This window comes from Hahella chejuensis KCTC 2396, from assembly GCF_000012985.1.
Lineage (GTDB): Bacteria > Pseudomonadota > Gammaproteobacteria > Pseudomonadales > Oleiphilaceae > Hahella > Hahella chejuensis.
This window is the reverse complement of record NC_007645.1, coordinates 5,776,819-5,794,502: the sequence shown is the minus strand read 5'-3', so window position 1 is coordinate 5,794,502 and position 17,684 is coordinate 5,776,819. Positions and strand designations below refer to the sequence as shown.

Below are 17,684 nucleotides of genomic sequence, written 5' to 3'. Positions count from 1 at the left end.
GGCGCTCAGAACCTTATACATGTTTAGCTTAGTGGCGACACAGCGCATCCCGAAAAGCAAAAGATGCAATCCAAGTGTTTTAAGCGTTATTTCCCGATGTGATTGATACAGCTCATGGGAATTTCTATTCGCGCCTATGCGCGTCATCGAGGCGTCTCCGATACCGCCGTTCGTAAGGCGATTCAGACAGGACGCATCACCCCCGAGCAGGACGGAACGCTGGATCAGGAACGGGCGGATCGGGAGTGGGAGCGCAATACCGAATCACCCAAGGTGGGATCGCGCCGAGGCGTCGTCAAAGCGCGAACCCCGGAAGACATCGCCGGCAACGGGAATGCCTCACTTCTACAAGCGCGCACCGTTAATGAGGTGGTCAAGGCGCAGACGAACAAGGTTCGCCTGGCGCGGCTTAAAGGAGAATTGGTGGATCGCTCGCAGGCGATCGCCCATGTGTTTCAGTTGGCGCGCACCGAACGCGACGCCTGGCTGAATTGGCCCTCGCGGGTGTCCCCTCATATGGCGGCCCATCTTGGCGTTGATCCACACGCTTTCCATGTGGCGCTGGAATCGGCGGTGCGCGAGCATTTGCAAGAACTTGGCGAGCTGCGTCCCCGAGTGGATGGATGATTTCGGGCCCGGATTATGACGGGGCGGCGGATATCGAACGGGCGTGGCGTGAGGGACTGACCCCAGAGCGTTTGCTCTCCCTGTCGGAGTGGGCCGACCACCATCGGGTCCTGTCCAGCAAAGCCTCTGCGGAACCCGGGCGCTGGCGCACTCAACGCACGCCCTACCTGCGCGAGATCATGGACTGCCTCTCTCCAACCTCGCCAGTTGAACGCGTCGTGTTTATGAAGGGGGCGCAGGTCGGCGGTACTGAGGCCGGCACTAACTGGATCGGTTACGTTATTCATCATTCCCCCGGTCCCATGATGGCGGTCTGGCCTACCGTGGATATGGCGAAGCGGAGCTCCAAGCAGCGGATAGATCCCTTGCTGGAGGAGACGCCGGCGCTGACAGAATTGGTCGCCCCCGCGAGATCAAGAGACTCTGGCAACACCATCTTGTCGAAGGAGTATCGCGGCGGCGTATTGGTCATGACCGGCGCCAACTCCGCGGTGGGGCTGCGCTCCATGCCGGTGCGTTATTTGTTCCTGGACGAGGTGGACGCCTACCCGGTGGATGTGGAAGGCGAAGGCGACGCCATCACCTTGGCGGAAGCGCGCACGCGCACCTTCTCCCGGCGCAAGATCTTCATTGTCTCCACGCCGACTATCGCCGGAGCCAGCGCGATTGAGCGCGAATACGAGGCGTCCGACCAGCGGCGATATGTCGTGCCTTGTCCACATTGCGGCCACCCGCAGTGGCTGCGCTTTGAGCAGCTAAGATGGGAGCGTGGCCGTCCCGACACCGCCGCCTACGTGTGCGAAGCCTGCGTCGTCCCCATCGCCGAGCACCACAAAACCTGGATGCTGGAGCGCGGCGAGTGGCTAGCGATGGCGCCCGGGCGCGGAACCAAGACTGCAGGCTTTCACTTATCTTCCTTGTACAGCCCGATAGGCTGGCGCACCTGGGCGGATATCGCCTACGCCTGGGAGAGCGCCGTCAACAAAGAGTCCGGCTCCAACGCCGCGATCAAAACCTTCAAGAACACCGAATTGGGCGAGACCTGGGTGGAGGAAGGCGAAACGCCGGATTGGCAACAGCTGGCCGAGCGGCGTGAGGAATATCCGATCGGTTGCGTACCCGCTGGCGGCCTCTTGCTGGTGGGAGGCGCGGACGTACAACAGGATCGCATCGAAGCGTCGATATGGGCCTTTGGTCGCGGCAAGACAGCGTGGCTGGTTGAGCATCGGGTGCTGATGGGCGATACCGCGCGCGAGGACGTCTGGAAGCATTTGGCGGCGTTACTTGATGAAACCTGGAGCCATGAGGACGGCGCGCCAATCCCCCTAACGCGATTCGCATTGGATACCGGCTTCGCTACACAGGAAGCCTATGCATTCGTGCGCGCCCGTCGCGATCCACGCCTCATGGCCGTCAAAGGACGAGCGCGTGGCGCGGCGTTGGTCGGATCGCCCACCGCAGTGGACGTCACCCAAGGCGGTCGCAAATTGCGTCGGGGCGTCAAACTGTTCTCGGTGGCGGTGGGCATCGCCAAACTGGAGTTATACAACAACCTGCGCAAACACGCGGACATGGCGGAAGATGGGGTCACTCCCGTCTATCCGGCTGGCTACATTCACTTACCCCGGGTCGACGCCGAGTTCCTCCAGCAGCTCTGTGCGGAGCAGCTGGTGACGCGCCGCGACCGCAACGGTTTTCCGGTGCGCGAATGGCGCAAGATGCGTGAGCGCAATGAAGCGTTGGACTGTTATGTCTACGCCCGCGCCGCGGCCTGTGCGGCGGGGTTGGATCGTTTTGAAGAACGCCATTGGCGCGAGCTCGAAAAAACACTGCGTCCGCCAGATACGCCAGAACCTCCTATTGCACGTTATGACGACAAGGCCGCCCTCGAAGGCGGCCTTGTCGTTTCTAAATCCCGATCCCCAAGTCGACGCCGCATTCAGAGCGCGTGGCTGACACGATAAGAGACCCATGTATACCCAAGAGCAACTTGATGTTTTGAAGCGGGCGTTGGCCACCGGCGAGCGCCGGGTGAGCTTCGGCGACAAAACGGTGGAGTACCGTTCGGTGGCCGAGCTGCAGGCGGCGATACGCACCGTGGAGGCGGAGATTTCCCGACGCGAACTTACGCCGCGGGTGCGACGGATTTATATGACGACGGGCAAAGGCGCCTGATGGCCTGGTTCGCGCGTCTGCGCAAAGGGCTGTTCGGGCAGACCGCGCCAACCTATGACGGCGTTGGCGGCGGCCGGCGGGCGCTCGCCTGGCAAGTGGGCAATCCCGGTGCGGTGGCGGCGTTGGCGTTTACCCAGAATGAGCTGCGCGCCAAAAGCCGGGATCTGGCCCGCCGCAATGTCTGGGCCGCGGCGGGCGTCGAAGCCTACGTCGCCAATGCCATCGGCGTCGGCGTCAAGCCGCAGTCCCTGGTCAAAGATCCCCGTTTGCGGGAAGCCATTCATGAACGGTGGCGCGACTGGTGCGAGGATGCCGACGCTGCCGGACTGACGGATTTCTACGGCCTGCAGGCGTTGGTGTGTCGCGCCATGCTGGAGGGCGGCGAGTGCCTGGTGCGCCTGCGCTACCGTCGTCCGGAAGACGATCTGCCGGTAGGTCTGCAACTGCAGGTGTTGGAGCCGGAGCATCTGGACCCGACGCTGAATCAGGACCTGCCCAACGGCCATACCGTGCGCGCTGGCATCGAGTTCGATTGCCTGGGGCGGCGCGTCGCCTACCACCTTTTTCGCACGCATCCGGGAGACGGTCTGCTCGCCCCGGCGTCCGGCGCGACGGACTTGGAAACAGTGCGGGTTCCCGCCGCCGAAATCCTACATGTGTTCCGGCCGCTGCGACCGGGTCAGATCCGCGGCGAACCTTGGCTGGCCCGGGCCCTGGTCAAGCTCAACGAGCTGGATCAATACGACGACGCCGAGCTGGTGCGCAAGAAAACGGCGGCGATGTTCGCCGGTTTCATCACGCGCATCGGCCCGGAGGACAACCTGATGGGCGAAGGCGCGCCGGACGGACAGGGAGCCGCGTTGGCGGGACTGGAGCCCGGGGCGTTGCAGATTCTTGAGCCCGGCGAGGACATCAAGTTCTCGCAACCGGCGGACGTCGGCGCCAGCTATGCGGACTTCATGCGTCAACAGTTTCGCGCCGTCGCCGCAGCGATGGGCATCACCTACGAGATGCTCACTGGCGATTTGACCCAGGTAAATTACTCCTCGATCCGCGCCGGCCTGCTGGAATTTCGACGTCGCTGCGAAGCGATTCAACACGGCGTCATTGTCCATCAGCTATGCCGTCCCATCTGGCGCGCATGGATGACTCAAGCGGTGCTGGAAGGCGTGTTGCGCGCGCCCGATTTCGCTAACCGTCGGCGGGACTATCTCGCCGTCAAATGGGTGCCCCAGGGATGGCAGTGGGTTGATCCCAAGAAAGAATTCGATGCGCTGATCGTGGCCATTCGCGCCGGGTTACTGTCGCGCTCTGAAGCCATCTCCGCGTTTGGTTATGACGCGGAAACCATCGACAGAGAAATTGCCGCTGATAACGCGCGCGCAGACGAGCTCGGTCTGACGTTCGACTCCGATCCCAGACCAGCCGCAGCAGCGACCGACGCCGCCCCTTCCGATTCCTCAGAAGACTAAAACACATATGCCCATGATTCATTTAGCGTCCCGCTTGATCGGGACGCCGCTACTGATCGCCCGCTGCAAACTGGATGTGATCCTGGCGGTGGTGGGGGGTCGCATAGGACTGGCCAACACGGGCGTGAGCCTCACGCCGCCGGCGCCGCGAGCGCGCAAAGACAGCGCGCCCGGCATTGCGGTTATCCCCGTGCATGGCTCGCTGGTGCGGCGCACGCTGGGCCTTGAAGCCGCGTCAGGCCTGTCTTCTTATGGCCAGATCGCGCAAAGCCTGGATGCCGCCGTGGCCGACCCACAGGTGGCGGGTATTTTACTCGACATTGATTCGCCGGGCGGTGAGGCCGGCGGGGTCTTTGAGCTGGCTGAACGCATCCGCGCGGTGAACGCCCGCAAGCCAGTCTGGGCGCACGCCAATGACTCCGCTTTCTCCGCCGCCTACGCCATCGCCGCAAGCGCGGGTCGGCTCAGCGTGTCGCAGACCGCTGGCGTGGGCTCGGTAGGCGTGATCGCGCTGCACGTAGACCAGTCAGCGAAAGACGCCCGCGACGGATTAGCGTACACGGCCCTGTACGCCGGCGAGCATAAAAACGATCTGTCTCCCCATGCCCCGTTATCGCCGGAAGCCGCCAGTTCTCTCCAGGCGGAAGTGGATCGTCTGTACCGGATTTTCGTCAGCCAGGTCGCCCAGATGCGCAACCTGAGCGAGGACGACGTGCGCAATACGAAAGCGCGTCTGTTCTTTGGCGAAGAAGCCGTGTCGTTAGGGCTGGCGGACGCCGTCTCAAGCTTTGATCAAACCCTCTCTGAATTCACCGATGCGTTACGACGACAAGGCGCACTCACGCCTCGTGAACGTCGCAACGCGCACGCTTACCCCCGCTCGTCCAAGGAGCTTATTGTGTCTGAAGTCCTCCCAGAAGCCTTACCCAACCACATTGACGATCCTGTCGTGGAAGCGTCTATCGAGCCGGCTTCGCCGCCGGTGCAGGCGCCGCCTTACGCCCAGGCGCAGGCCATTGCCGAGCTTTGTTTGATTGCTGGCGTTCCCCAACGCACCGCCGAGTTTCTCGCCGCGGGCAGCAGTGAGGCGCAGGTCCGGCAGGTCTTGCTGAGCGCGCGAGCGGAGCAGCCTGACATCGCCTCGCGCATTACAGCGGAAACCGGGACGCAGCTGCGCCCCGAGCACAGTCCGGTTGTCGCCGCGGTCAAGCGTTTGGCGGGAGAGGCGTAGTCAATGCCCGCCATTCACGAAGCCAACAATCTAGGGGATCTGCTCAAGTTCGAAGCCCCTAATCTCTATTCCCGCGATGTGGCCAGCGTAGCGGTCGGACAAAAGCTGGCGCTGGGAGCCGTTGTTTCCCTGGATGCGGAGGGACGACTGAAAGCGCTGACGCCAGCCGCCGAGGGCGGCGATACGGCCGTCGGCGTTCTGGCCGTGAGCATCGACGCCACCAGCGCGGAGCGACATGACGCGCTTTTTATCGCCCGTCACGCGGTGGTCGCAAGCGATGCGCTGATCTGGCCTTCCGACATTACCCCCGAACAAAAAGCCGCTGCAATGGCGCAACTGAAAGCGCGCGGCCTGCTGGTGCGCGCGAGCGCCTGACGTCCCTCCTGAGAAAGAGTTCATGCTGAATCCCTTTGATACCCCCGCCTTTTCCATGGCCGCGTTGACGGCGGCCATCAATATTCTGCCCAACCGATATGGGCGCCTGGAATCGATGAAGCTCATGCCGATGCAGCCGGTTCGCACGCGCCAGATCATCGTGGAAGAAATGAATGGCGTGCTGAATCTGCTGCCAACCCTGCCGCCGGGCTCGCCCGGCACGGTGGGACGTCGCGGCAAGCGCTCGCTGCGTTCTTTCGTGATACCGCACATTCCCCATGACGATGTGGTGCTGCCGGATGAGGTGCAAGGCGTGCGCGCCTTCGGATCTGAAACCGACATGGAGACGATCGCAGGCATCATGGCGCGCAACCTGCAAACCATGCGCAACAAGCACGCCATCACGCTGGAGCATCTGCGTATGGGCGCCTTGAAAGGCGTCATTCTGGACGCCGATGGATCGGTGCTGTACGACCTGTACGACGAGTTCGACATCGCCCCGACCACCATTCCTTTTAACCTGGGCAATGCCGCTACGGCGGTTAAGGATCGCTGCATCAAAGTGTTGGCGCACATCGAGGACAACCTTCGCGGCGAGTTCATGACCGGGGTGCATTGCCTGTGTTCGCCGGAGTTTTTCGCGGCGCTGACGGGCCACGCCAAAGTGGAGAAAGCCTACGAGCGTTGGCAGGACGGCGCGATATTGATTAACGATGTGCGCTCCGGATTCACCTTCGGCGGCATCGTCTTCGAAGAGTATCGCGGCCAGGCCAACGATATCGATGGCGTCGCACGTCGCTTTATCGCGCCCGGCGAAGCGCATGCGTTTCCCGTAGGCACGATCGACACCTTCGCCACACATTGCGCGCCAGCGGACTTCAATGAAACGGTCAATACCATCGGTAAGCCGCTGTATGCGAAACAGGAACCGCGCAAGTTTGGCCGCGGCACGGATTTGCATACCCAGTCCAATCCGCTGCCGATGTGTCGACGCCCGGGTGTGCTGGTGCGCCTGGCCGCATGATCGCGCGCCTGGAGGCGTTATATGACGCCGCTGATCGAGCAGGATTGTTAGTTCGCGCAGAGACTGACGGGGGCTCGGCGTCGGTGGAATTCCGCGCGCCGGACGAACCTGTGCTTGACGGCTTGGCGCTGTCTGCTGACTACGCGATTCGCTATCCGGCGTCAGCGCTTCCCACCTTGGCGGTGGATGACGAGATTTACATCGCCGGCGTTCGCTATCAGGTTCGCGATATCCGGGCCGTGGGCGATGGCGCAGAACGACGGGCGGATCTGACCCGGTTGGAGCCGCTCAGGTGAATTCCATTCGTGAACGCATTCAACGCACTTGCCTGGACACGCTCAAGAAGGCGCTGGCTCCGGTCCCGGTCTGGCGTTATCCCACGGCCCCGATCAATCGGGAAGCAAGTCCGGCCCTGTTATTGATGACGGAGTCGGACGTCGTCCTCGCCCGCGTGAATGACCGGGTTGAACGCGCACTGAATATTCGTCTGGTGGCGATCACCCGTGGTCGGGATGCGTTTGAACAAGCGGACCGACTCGCGGTCGCGGCCCATACGGCGCTGATGCGCGACGCCAATATGGGCGGACTGGCTTACGCATTACTGGAAATCGACGCGGAATGGGACGCGGAAGACGCCGATGCCGGCGCCGTCGCACTGCCATTGCGTTATGAAGTGCGATATCGCACACACATCCATGATTTAACCCGAGACGGAAGCGTATTGTGACGTTAAAGCTCTTATGTCCTCACATCCATGCCGGCGTCGCCTATGGTCCCGGCGACTGTATTGAGGTCGATGCGGCCGCCGCCCGTTGGCTGATCGAGCTTGGCGTGGCTGAAGCCATCACATCGACGAAAACGGCCCAGGCCAAAGATCGCACTCCCCACCAAAAAGGAAACTGAACATGTCGTATTTCTCCGGCCAGGGGCGCGTCTATATCGGCGCGCGCGATCCCCTCGGCCATCCCTTGGGACTCAGTTACGTGGGCAACGTTCCTGAGTTGAAAGTGTCGCTGTCGGTGGAAACCCTTGAGCACCAGGAGTCCGTCAGCGGACAACGCTTGACGGATCTGCAGTTGATCAAAACCAAGAAAGGCGAATTTTCCTGCACCTTGGAGGAGTTGATTCCGTCCAACCTGGCGTTAGGACTCTATGGCGTCTCCACCGAACAAACCGCCGGCACAGTGACCGCGGAGACGCTGCCGAATCCGCTGAATCCGGGCGAGCTATACCTGCTGGCGAAGCAGAATCTGTCCGAGGTCATGATCAAAGACTCCGGTTCGCCAGCGAAAACCCTGGCCCAGGCGCAGTACCGCGTGAACGCCAAGCATGGTTCTTTGACAGTGCTCGATAAATCCGAGAATGGCCCCTTTGTCGAGCCCTTCAAGGTGGATTACAGCTACGGAACGGCGCAGAGCACCGCCATGTTCACCCAGCCGCTGCCCGAGCGCTGGATTCGCTTTGAGGGACTGAACACCGCCGACGGCAACCGCGAGGTCGTCATCGATCTGTACCGGGTGGCGATCAATCCCGCCAAAGAGTTGTCGATCATTACCGACGAGCTGATGAAATTCGAATTGTCCGGCCAGGTCTTGGCGGACACGCTGAAATCGGCGCAGGGCGACCTGGGTCAGTTCGGCCGCATCGTGTTGTTGTAGGAGGACGCGTGGACACATCGGAATGGGACGTGCTGGCGCCGCCCGCACATACCCTGGATATTGCGGAAGTTACGCTCACGCTTTCGCCATTAACCTTGGGCGAACTGCCCGCGTTGATTCGGGCCGTGCGGCCTTTTATCGCCCAATTGGGCGGCGAGCCGGACTGGTTGGCGTTATTCTGCGACCACGCCGACTCGCTTCTGACGGCGTTGGCGATAGCGAGCCGGCAACCGTTACCCTGGGTGGAAGCGTTGGCGCTGGATGACGCATTGAAATTAGCGACCGCGTTGTTCGAGGCGAACGCCGATTTTTTCATGCAAAGGGTGGCTCCGGGATTCGACCAGCTGGCGCAACGACTGGCCGCCCGATTACCTGGAGCGACGCCATCGCCCGTTTGATTCGCGCAGGCCACCGCTACCCGGATCTGCTCACGTACACCCCCGCCCAAATCCAGACTTTTCTTATTGCGGACCAGCGTTATGAAAACGAACGGATGCTGGCGCAGTTGACGATGTTGAATATCGCGGCCCAGGGCGGCCCTGAGGATGTGAGTCGTTTGCGAGAGGCGTTACGCTTTGCGGATTGATCTGGTCGCGGATGGCCTGTTGGATCGGCGGAGATTTAACGCCTGGCGCAAAGAAAAGCGTCAGGCGGTGCATTCGGCGGTGGGCAAAGTCATGCGCGCTTCCGGCCGGGACATGGTGACGCGGGTGCGTGATGACATGCGTCGCGGTTTCTCACGCACGTCGCCGGCGCTGCTGCGTTCCGTGCGCGCCAAAGTGTATGACGCCAAGTCAAACCAATTACCCGCCTTGTGGGTGGGGTCCAAGATTCCCTGGTTGGGCGTTCATGAGCGCGGCAAGGTGATACGGGGACGCATGTTGATCCCTTTGTTGCCTGCGCATCAACGAATCGGACGCAAGGCCTTCGCGCGCCTGGTTGACGACTTACGACGGGCGAATCTCACCGCCTTCGTTAAGCGCCACGGCAAACTGATTCTGATGGCGCACAGCACGCCAGAGTCGTCGCGGGTTTTGTCTCGATTTCGCCGCGCCGAGCGTGAGCGACGAGGCGTTCGTCGACTGACCCGCGGCGAAGCCATTCCTATCGCCGTGCTGGTCTCCAAAGTCACCTTGAAAAAGCGCTTCGACCTGCAGCAGTCAGTGCGCGCGGAACTGCCCCGATTGACCGCGTCGCTGCGCGTCATCCTTAAACGACTCTGACCATGGCTTCACCACGGGCTCAAATCCTTATCTCCGCCGTCGATGATACCCGGCGCGCATTCACCTCCGTCAACGGCAGCCTCTCGCACCTTCGTGAACACGCCAACCAGCTAGGGGATCTGCTGTCCCGACTGGGCGGATTGATCGGGCTTGGACTGGGCGTGCGCGAGCTGACGGAGACGGCCGACCAATATAAGAACCTGCAGGCGCGACTCAAGCTCGCCGTCACCTCGCAGGAAGAGTTCAATCGCGCCGACGCCGAACTCTACGCGATCTCTCAACGCAACCGCGCGCCGTTGGCGGAGACGGTCACGCTGTATGCGCGACTGGCGCCCTCAGTCCGCGCTCTGGGGAGGGAGCAAAGCGAAGCCTTGGCGGTGACGGAGACCATCAGTCAGGCGGTCGCCTTATCCGGCGCCTCCAGCGAAGCCGCCGCGGGGGCGCTGCTGCAGTTGGGTCAGGCGTTTGCGTCAGGGCAGCTGCGCGGCGAGGAGTTTAACGCGGTCGTGGAACAGACGCCGCGATTGGCGCAGGCGATTGCGGATGGCATGGGCGTTCCCATGGGTGCGCTGCGTGCTCTGGCGCAGGAAGGCAAGATCACCGCCAAGGCGGTCATGGATGCGCTAAAAAATGAGAAGACGCGCCTGACGCTGGAAATGGCGAGCTTACCGGATACCGTGTCGGGCGCGTTGGTGCGCCTGAAAAACGCCTTTCTACGCGCGTTTGGCGAGCGGGACTCCCATAGCGGCGTGACCGCCGCACTGGCTCAGAGTCTGCAGTTTCTGGCGCAGCATTTGGAGGTGTTGATCGATCTGGCTGGCGTGGCGCTGGTGGCCGCCATGGGACGCATGATCGCCTCTTTGACGGCGAGTCTTGCCGCCACCCGGGCGGAAAATGCGGCGCGACTGGCCAGTCTGAAAATACTGTCGGCGGAGGCGGCGGCCCGGCATCAAAGCGCATTGGCGGCGTTGGCCCAGGCCCGTGCGCAAGGCGTGGCGACTGGGGCCTTAGTCGCGGATGTGGCGAAAACCCGCACCCAGGCGATGGCGGCGTCTTCCGCCTTTGCTCAGGCGGCCGCCTCCGCCACGCTTTGGGGACGGGGTTTGACAGTACTGCGCGGCGCGCTGGCCTTGTTAGGCGGCCCCGTCGGCGCCTTAGTGACGGCCTTGGGCGTGGTGGCGGGCATGCTGTACTCCGCCCGTGACGCCACCGTTCAATTCGGCGGAAAGACCGCCACACTCAAGCAGATTGCGGCGGCGACCTGGGACCTTGTCACCGAGAAAATCGGCGCCGCCATCGAGGCGCTGGGGCAGTTCATGGGCGCAGGCGAAGTCGGCTGGCGGCGAGTGCGTGAGGCAGCGATCAGGGAACTGCGGGAACTTGGCGCGTCGGTCCGTAGCGGAATCAATCTGGTGCTTGGAACCTTTACGGCGGTCGGACGCGTGGCGGGAATCACAGCGGCTTTTCTGGTCACAAGGTTTCGGCGCGCCTTCTCTAATATCGGAGAAATGGCGAGGGCGCTGGGACGCGATGTGAACGCGGCTTTCAAGGGCGACTTCTCCATGCAGTCTCTAAAGACGACCATGACGCGTCAACTTGGGGAGGTGGGCGTCTACGGGCGGCAAGTTTCTCGGGAGCTACGCAAGTCCTTCTCCCGGGACTATGTCGGCGAGGCGGCGCGGGCGATCGCGTCACGCATCAAACCAGAAACCCATGAACCGGGCGTATTTGGACGCAACCAACCGGCAGGCGCGGCGCCGGGCGCAGAAGGCGCACGACTGACCCTGGACCAGGCGCGCGCCGACGCGGAACTGCGCCTGCTCAAAGATTCGTTGGCGCGGGAAAACGCCGAATTGGATCGCGCTTTGGCGGAACGTCAGCTGTCATTGCGGGAGTACTACGCCGAAAAAACGCGACTCGCACAGCGCGACATCGACGCGAACATCGAGCGGGTGCGCACGGCGATACAGCGTCAGAAGGCATTGCTAAAGACGAACCAGGACGTTGCTGGGCGCGCCAAGGAGCAAGCGGATCTGGTGAAACTGGAAGCGGAGCTGACCCTGCTCAACCGACAGCGGACGGAGGCGGAAGTCGCCAATGCGCGTCGGGCGGCGCAGGCGGAGAAAGAGCTCGGCGACGAGCTTGCGCGCGTCAAAGCCGAGTTAAGGGAATTAACGGGCGTCGCCGATAGCGCGGACAGACGCGCGCAAGTGGCCCAGCGATATCAGTCCCTGGTGGCGAGACTGCAGGCGGAAGGCGATCAGGAAGGCGCCGCCCTGGTGAACCGACTCATCGACGTGCAGGCGGCGGAGGCGGATTTGGCGGCCTGGGAGCAGCGCTTTCATCAAACCCTGACGAACATGAATGCCGCAGAGCAAGCCATTCAGTTGCAGCGGCAAGCGGGACAATTGGGGGAGGCGCAGGCTCAACGGGAACTACTGGCGCTACACCAGGCGACAGGCGATGAGCTTACATCCATGTTGCCCAAGTTAGAGGCGGCGGCTTCCGCGATCGGGCCGGACGCGTTGGCGCGGGTGCAGGCTTGGAAAAACGAAATCACCCGGGTTAATCAGGTCGTGGATGAGGTGGCGGTGTCCTTTGACGGCTCACTGCGCGACGGGATGGCGAATCTGTTCGAGTCGGTGGGCGCTGGGGCCAAGAGCGCCAGCGCCGCGTTTGCGGATTTTGGCCGTTCCGTACTGGGGACGATTCAACGCATGGCCTCGCAAAAGCTCGCTGAGTCGTTGTTTGGCGGTCTGTTTGGCTCCGTCGGCTCCGCCAGCGGTCCCGGCGCCATATTGTCTTCCTTGTTCAAAGGCTTTGCCCAAGGCGGCTATGTCAGCGGACCTGGAACGTCCACCAGCGATTCCATTCCCGCGCGGTTGTCCGCCGGGGAGTTCGTCGTCAATGCCGCCGCCGTACGCCGTGTCGGCGTGGGCTTATTGCACTCTATCAACGGCCTGTCCGCCGGTCCTCGCCTGCAAGGCGGCGCCTTGGGCTTCGCCAGCGGCGGTTTGGTTCCCACTGGCCCGCGTCCGTCGGCGAGCGCAGCGGCAGGGGCGCCTGGCGCGAATGGCGGCTCCGCCGTCCGCATCGTGAATGTCGTCGATCCGGCGATGGCGGCCGACTACCTCACATCCTCCTCCGGGGAGAAAACCATCCTGAACATTCTGCAACGCAACGCGGGCGCGGTGCGGCAATTATTAAGCTGAGACTTTTTTATGGCCTACGAATCCGGCACGGCGGGCGATTACGTCGACTTGCTGATGCGCTTATACCAATTCGTGACGCAAACGATGACGCCTGTTGAGCAGCGTTGGCGGGCGCTGCGTTGGATTGGGTATAAGCGCATTTTTTGCAGCAGCGAACTGGGCGGTTATGAGGCCTTCAGAGGCTTTGACGCGGACAGCGCCAGCGAATGGTTAACCGCGCAAAGTCAGGCGGCGCCGTCTCATCTGGGGCTGGAACTGGTGCGCCCTCTGGAAGTGCGGGCATTTACCCTGAGGGGAGCGGGCAAAGCCTCGCGCTCCCCCAAATCCTTCACCTTGGAAGGGTCGGACGATGGCGAGGTGTGGACCGCTCAGGAAACCTGGAATGACCAGAGTTGGAGTAATGCGCAGTTTCGGGAATACAGCGTCAGTACGCCAAGCATCGGCGCGAAAACCCACTGGCGCATTCTGATTCACGCCAATAACGGCGACTGGGGTTACAGCGGGCTGCGGGATTTTGATCTGTTGGAAACGCTGGAGACCTCCCGCATCAGCCATGGCGTCCCCGCGCAGTTGATTCTGCAGGGGCCAGGACTGTCCGGTAACGACGCCGTTTTTGTGGGAATAGAAACCTATGCGTCGCCCACCACCGATATCTTCAACTGGCGCCTGGCGGGCTTTTCAGGGTTTGTCGAAGCGAATGGCTTCAGCAAGCAGCCAGGCGCATCGCCCATGATGGGGTTTCCTGTGTGGAATGCGGCGATGCCGTACTGGTTCGTGGCCAACGGCCAACGCATTGTCTGTGTGGTGAAAGTGGATACGTCGTACATGACGTTTTACCTGGGCAAGTTTCTCCCTTACGCCACACCAGGACAGTTTCCTTATCCCTTGCTGGCCGCCGGTATGACTCCCACCGATGCATTGACCCGCTATTCGGATGGTTCGCTGGTTTTACCCTACAAAGGCAATCGCGCGAACTTCAAATTCCGCTTCATCGACGGTGAATGGCTCCAGCCAGAAAGCTGGCCCTGGAATAACAGCGTGATCACCCGCGACACGGAAGGCCATTATCCGCTCATGCCGATTGTGCTCAATGATCCCGCCAATACCTACGGCGAACTGGACGGCGTGTATTTTGTGCCGGGGTTCGCCAACGCGGTGGAAAGCACTGTCGTTGCCGACGGCCTCGAGCATCTGGTGGTCCAGGATGTGTTTCGCACGGGCGTGCGCGACTACTTTGCGCTGAGGTTGGCGTAATGGCGTATGAAACTGGCCAGGTCGGTTCTAACTCCGCGCTGAGGGACGCCATGATGCTGTTTGCCGAAGCCAATGGTTGGCGCGTTCAGGGGGATTCGCTCAGTAAAGGCGTCAATCATGTGAGTCTGACATTGGCTGATCCCGACCAAGTGGTTATCGCCGGCGCCAACAGCGCGGATTTCAGCGTCGATCCTTGTCCGCAAAAGGCGCGTATCTGGCTGCCCAGCTCTGCGTGGCCCGTCACTTATCACTTGTTCGCCCATGAGTCGCCCGACCTGATGCTCTGTGTCGTGAATTACTCCGTGTCCCGGCATCAGTGGATGGCTTTTGGCGACATTCAGAAGTACGGCGCCTGGGAGGGCGGCAACTGGTTTGCGGCGTCCCACTGCATGGCCGCCAAATCGACGAACGGGTTCTATTTCACACCAACGCAGGCGGGAGAAGGCCAATACCGAGCGGGCTACTGGCGCTCACCGGCGGCGCCGTTTTGGAACACTCGTAATACAGACTCTCATTCCAACGGCTTTCAGCATTATCGGGCGAGCTTTCTGCACTGTCGGGTGGACGGAAATATCTGGCCCGGCGCGAACGCCAACAATACGGTCTGGCCGTCTTTTGCCCAGTACGCGCATCCCATTCAGATGCGGCAGCCCAACAGTTGGAGCCAGCAATCGGTGATGACGCCGATGTGGTTGTGGCTGCCGCGCTCAGACGGCTACATTTCGCTGTTAGGGCATTTGGAGCACTGGCGCAGCCTGCGGCTCAATTACTACAACGCCGGGGATATCCTCACGTTAGGGGGCGAGCGCTGGAAAGTGTTCCCCTGGTGGGAAAAAGACATTCAGAGTCCTAATGGCTCCTATGGCAGTTCTGCGGGATCGCGGCTCTCGACGGGCACGTTTGGTTTCGCCGTACGCTATGACGGTCCCTGACCATGACCGCTGTAGAAGGCTTTATCCCCGCGTCCTGTAGCGCCGTATGGAACAACCCACGCTTGGCGCAGGACATGGAGCATCTCGCGCTGCCGGCCTGGCCGCCCGACGTGAGCGCCATCGCCAGCCCTGCGTCGACACGCTCACAACGCAAAGCCGCCACGTTTACGCCGCGTATACCTCAAGAAGGGACGCTCGCCGCCAGCTTTGGCGTGGATTGGTATCACCGGGTGCATGTTCTGCCTGAGCGCATTGATCTGGGCAGTGTGGCCTCGGTGCAGATGCGCGAGATAGAAGTCTGGAATGCGCACATGCAGCCCCAGACGCTCAACTCCGTGGCGCGTGAAGCCGCCGAAGGCATGACGCTGACCGGGCCGGCTTCGCCACCGACGCAGTTTGGCGCCTTGGAGTCGCGCCGCTATTCGTTGTCCGTGGCTCCCAATGGGCCGCCGCAGGTGGAGGCGCGATTTCGGTTTCTATTTAGCTCGGATACGCCCACGCTAGGGGTGACAGGGCGACGCATTGTCGGCTGGACGCTATCCCCGGACTGGTCTGAACCCGTCATTGAACGCTTGGAGTGGCTCACTGACGTGATGCGCTCCCACTCTGGCGTGGAACAGCGAGTCAGAGTGCGGGCGCATCCTCGACGCATGCTGGAATACAGAGTGTTGGCAGGTGTGGATCGCCCCCGTGTGATGATGGAGAACCTGCTTATCTCTTGGCAAGCGCGCGTGTATGGACTGCCATGGTGGATAGACGCCGCCGTTTCCGCAACCCCCATCGCCGCCGGCGTCCAGACGCTTACCGTCGATACGTCGCACCGTGATTATGCGGTCGGCGGCTTGCTGACGCTCGTACACGATTTGCGTGCGGAGTTTGCGGAGATCGCCGCGGTCGAGCCAAACCAGTTGCACCTTAAACGGCCCCTGGAGCAAAGCTGGCCCGCTGGAACCCGAATAGCGCCGGTACACTCCGCTCGCGTGGGGAGTAGCCAGAATCTGACCTACGTGACCGACGCCATTGTCGCCGCCAAAACTCAGTTTCGGTTGGAGGAGGAATGCGCGCTGATTGCAATGACGGAAGAGCCCGACTACCAAGGCTATCCCGTGCTTAGGGTCCCGCCAAACTGGCGTGATGATTTGGACGCCTCGGTAATGCGAGACCTTCGGGAGTTGGATTATCTGACCGGACGCCGGGTCGTGGACGACCTGACCGGGGTCGATCGCCGCCGGCGCGTCCATCGCTGGCTGTTGGCGGGACGTCCCGCCATTGCGGATTTCAGGCGCTGGCTGGCGGCCCGGGCTGGGCGTTTGAAACCGTTCTGGCTCCCTAGCTTTCAATCGGACATCGCCGTCGTCGCGCCATTTGGAGCGCAGGATGCGGCCTGGACCATCGATAACAGAGGTTACGCCGCAGGTCCCGCCGCCTGGGCGGGACGACGAGATCTGCTTATTCAGACAGTTTCAGGAGAACGCTTCTATCGTCGTATTACCGGCGCCTCTGAGGTGGACGCGCAGCGTGAGCTGATTGCATTGGACCAACCGCTTGGCGTTTCTCTCTCCCCCGCGGAGATCGCTCGAATTTCTTTTATGACGCTCATGCGTTTGGATGCTGACGCCGTCGAAATTTCCCACCATACCGATGCGCTGGCGGAAGTCAGCTTGCCCTTAATGAGTTTACGGGACGATCTATGAGTTACGCAGACCGAGAGACATCAACGGACAAAGCCTGTCCGGTCGAGCTCTATGAGTTTCGCCGGGGAACGCGCGTCTGGCGTTATACCAGCGCCGCCAGGGATGAACGCTTTAACGCGTTTGTCTATGCCGCCATCGCACTCAAGCGCGGCGTGATAGAGCGCAGCGCGCAAAGCGGACGCGCAGGTTTTCGCGTCACCCTGCCTCGGGATGTGACGGTGGCCCAAGCGTTTATTACCACGCCTCCCTCTGAAGTGACGTTGTTGACGGTATACCGGCGACATCGGGATGACCCGGAGACGGTTCCTGTGTGGATGGGACGGGTGCTGAATGCGGAGTGGCGCGGCTCTGAAGTGGAGTTCAATTGCGAGCCGGTCTATACCAGTTTGCAGCGAACGGGCTTGCGTCGCCTGTATCAACGCAACTGTCCTCATGCGCTCTATGGCGCGGCCTGCGGAGCCAGTCCCACGGCGCATCGCATTAAGGGGAATGTGATGGCCCTGGAAGGCCCTGTCATTCACGTCGCCGCCGCGGCCGACTATGCGGACGGCTATTTCGCGGGAGGATTCGCCACCTGGTCCGCCGAGGGATTGACGGAAAAGCGCATGATCGTCGGCCAGAGTGGCGACGCAATCACGCTGTCCACAGCGCCGCCGGGTCTTCGCGTTGGCGCAGCGGTGATGTTGTATCCAGGCTGCGACCACACGTTGATGACCTGTGACGCCAAGTTTGGCAATAGTCTGAACTACGGCGGCTTTCCCTTTATTCCCTCCAAGAACCCGTTCGGCGGCAGCCCAATTTACTGAG

Annotated in this window: 19 protein-coding genes; all 19 read left to right on the top strand. The window is 61.8% G+C overall.

The window, feature by feature from the left end; genetic code table 11:
- Positions 1-114 precede the first annotated feature (114 nt).
- The 19 genes from HCH_RS25445 to HCH_RS25355 are packed head-to-tail and all read left to right on the top strand — an operon-like array spanning position 115 to position 17,683.
- Entirely contained in the window at positions 115-627 is a 513-nt protein-coding gene (locus HCH_RS25445) for a hypothetical protein (RefSeq protein WP_011399387.1), read from the top strand.
- The gene (locus tag HCH_RS25440; RefSeq protein ID WP_011399386.1) at positions 624-2,591 is read left to right on the top strand and encodes a phage terminase large subunit family protein; all 1,968 of its coding nucleotides are present in this window, start codon (positions 624-626) and stop codon (positions 2,589-2,591) included. Before HCH_RS25445 ends, HCH_RS25440 begins: the two co-directional genes overlap by 4 nt.
- A gap of 7 nt (positions 2,592-2,598) precedes the next feature.
- Positions 2,599-2,802 carry a phage head-tail joining protein gene (locus HCH_RS25435; protein ID WP_011399385.1) on the top strand — a complete coding sequence of 68 codons (204 nt, stop codon included), beginning with the start codon at positions 2,599-2,601 and terminating at the stop codon, positions 2,800-2,802.
- Entirely contained in the window at positions 2,802-4,274 is a 1,473-nt protein-coding gene (locus HCH_RS25430) for a phage portal protein (protein ID WP_011399384.1), read from the top strand. Before HCH_RS25435 ends, HCH_RS25430 begins: the two co-directional genes overlap by 1 nt.
- Positions 4,275-4,281: 7 nt before the next feature.
- The gene (locus tag HCH_RS25425) at positions 4,282-5,505 is read left to right on the top strand and encodes a S49 family peptidase (RefSeq protein WP_011399383.1); all 1,224 of its coding nucleotides are present in this window, start codon (positions 4,282-4,284) and stop codon (positions 5,503-5,505) included.
- A 3-nt stretch (positions 5,506-5,508) separates the two neighbouring features.
- On the top strand, positions 5,509-5,880 hold the full coding sequence (locus tag HCH_RS25420; RefSeq protein ID WP_011399382.1) for a head decoration protein: 372 nt from the start codon (positions 5,509-5,511) through the stop codon (positions 5,878-5,880).
- A gap of 22 nt (positions 5,881-5,902) precedes the next feature.
- Positions 5,903-6,904, top strand: a complete 1,002-nt coding sequence (locus tag HCH_RS25415; protein ID WP_011399381.1) for a major capsid protein — start codon at positions 5,903-5,905, stop codon at positions 6,902-6,904.
- Positions 6,901-7,200, top strand: a complete 300-nt coding sequence (locus HCH_RS25410) for a head-tail joining protein (protein WP_011399380.1) — start codon at positions 6,901-6,903, stop codon at positions 7,198-7,200. The genes HCH_RS25415 and HCH_RS25410 overlap by 4 nt, the downstream gene beginning before the upstream one ends.
- Positions 7,197-7,631, top strand: a complete 435-nt coding sequence (locus HCH_RS25405; RefSeq protein WP_011399379.1) for a hypothetical protein — start codon at positions 7,197-7,199, stop codon at positions 7,629-7,631. The genes HCH_RS25410 and HCH_RS25405 overlap by 4 nt, the downstream gene beginning before the upstream one ends.
- The gene (locus HCH_RS25400) at positions 7,628-7,807 is read left to right on the top strand and encodes a DUF7210 family protein (protein WP_011399378.1); all 180 of its coding nucleotides are present in this window, start codon (positions 7,628-7,630) and stop codon (positions 7,805-7,807) included. Before HCH_RS25405 ends, HCH_RS25400 begins: the two co-directional genes overlap by 4 nt.
- A gap of 2 nt (positions 7,808-7,809) precedes the next feature.
- Entirely contained in the window at positions 7,810-8,562 is a 753-nt protein-coding gene (locus HCH_RS25395; RefSeq protein WP_011399377.1) for a hypothetical protein, read from the top strand.
- Between the two features lie 8 nt (positions 8,563-8,570).
- Positions 8,571-8,960 (top strand): DUF6631 family protein, encoded by a 390-nt coding sequence (locus HCH_RS25390; RefSeq protein ID WP_011399376.1) that lies wholly within the window; start codon positions 8,571-8,573, stop codon positions 8,958-8,960.
- Positions 8,957-9,148, top strand: coding sequence for a hypothetical protein (locus tag HCH_RS25385; protein WP_011399375.1), 192 nt, complete (start codon positions 8,957-8,959; stop codon positions 9,146-9,148). The genes HCH_RS25390 and HCH_RS25385 overlap by 4 nt, the downstream gene beginning before the upstream one ends.
- A complete protein-coding gene (locus HCH_RS25380) occupies positions 9,138-9,785 on the top strand; it encodes a DUF6441 family protein (protein ID WP_011399374.1) in 648 nt (215 codons plus the stop codon). The genes HCH_RS25385 and HCH_RS25380 overlap by 11 nt, the downstream gene beginning before the upstream one ends.
- Before the next feature lie 2 nt (positions 9,786-9,787).
- Complete coding sequence (locus HCH_RS25375; RefSeq protein WP_011399373.1) at positions 9,788-12,997, top strand: tape measure protein; 3,210 nt, start codon at positions 9,788-9,790, stop codon at positions 12,995-12,997.
- A gap of 9 nt (positions 12,998-13,006) precedes the next feature.
- Complete coding sequence (locus HCH_RS32740; protein ID WP_011399372.1) at positions 13,007-14,251, top strand: discoidin domain-containing protein; 1,245 nt, start codon at positions 13,007-13,009, stop codon at positions 14,249-14,251.
- Positions 14,251-15,183, top strand: coding sequence for a hypothetical protein (locus HCH_RS25365; RefSeq protein WP_011399371.1), 933 nt, complete (start codon positions 14,251-14,253; stop codon positions 15,181-15,183). Before HCH_RS32740 ends, HCH_RS25365 begins: the two co-directional genes overlap by 1 nt.
- A gap of 2 nt (positions 15,184-15,185) precedes the next feature.
- Complete coding sequence (locus HCH_RS25360) at positions 15,186-16,877, top strand: hypothetical protein (protein ID WP_011399370.1); 1,692 nt, start codon at positions 15,186-15,188, stop codon at positions 16,875-16,877.
- The gene (locus tag HCH_RS25355; RefSeq protein WP_011399369.1) at positions 16,874-17,683 is read left to right on the top strand and encodes a phage BR0599 family protein; all 810 of its coding nucleotides are present in this window, start codon (positions 16,874-16,876) and stop codon (positions 17,681-17,683) included. The genes HCH_RS25360 and HCH_RS25355 overlap by 4 nt, the downstream gene beginning before the upstream one ends.
- The last annotated feature ends 1 nt before the right edge of the window (position 17,684 follow it).